Consider the following 518-nt stretch of genomic DNA (forward strand, 5'->3'; position numbering starts at 1 on the left):
GCTGCACCTGGATAGTAGCCAGCACTTGAATTAGGGTGAAGATATATAACCTTATATGGTATATTCTTTGATTTTAACGTTCTCTCGTTATTTCCCGTACTTGCACCTGTCAATCCAAATACCTTAATAATTGCTGTTCCCATAGTTCCTTTATAAACTGAATTCAAACCACATACATTATCTGCCGCAATTCTTCCTTGCTTATTTGCAGGGCCTGCAAGTGCAATGGCAGTCTTACTTCCATTTATGAAATCTACTACTTCAATAGCATCTCCTACTGCATACACACCTTTAACATTAGTTTCCATTTTATTATTTACTATTATATGACCCTTTGGACCAAATTCTATTCCGGTTTCTTTTAAAAATGCCGTGTCTGGTTTTACTCCTATAGCAAGTATAACTATGTCTGCATATAAAATTTTTCCACTGTTTAGAATTACATTTAACCCAGTTCCTTCTTCTCTAAATTCTTTAACACCATCATTTAGTACAATTCCTACGCCATTATCCTCTAA

Annotated in this window: 1 protein-coding gene; it reads right to left on the bottom strand. The window is 34.9% G+C overall.

Annotated features, from left to right (window positions below):
- Positions 1-518 (bottom strand): NAD(P)/FAD-dependent oxidoreductase (locus ACJDU8_RS25650; RefSeq protein WP_406795019.1); only part of this gene is annotated, 518 nt, incomplete at both ends.

The sequence above is a fragment of the Candidatus Clostridium eludens genome (genome assembly GCF_045310515.1).
Taxonomy (GTDB): domain Bacteria; phylum Bacillota; class Clostridia; order Clostridiales; family Clostridiaceae; genus Clostridium_B; species Clostridium_B eludens.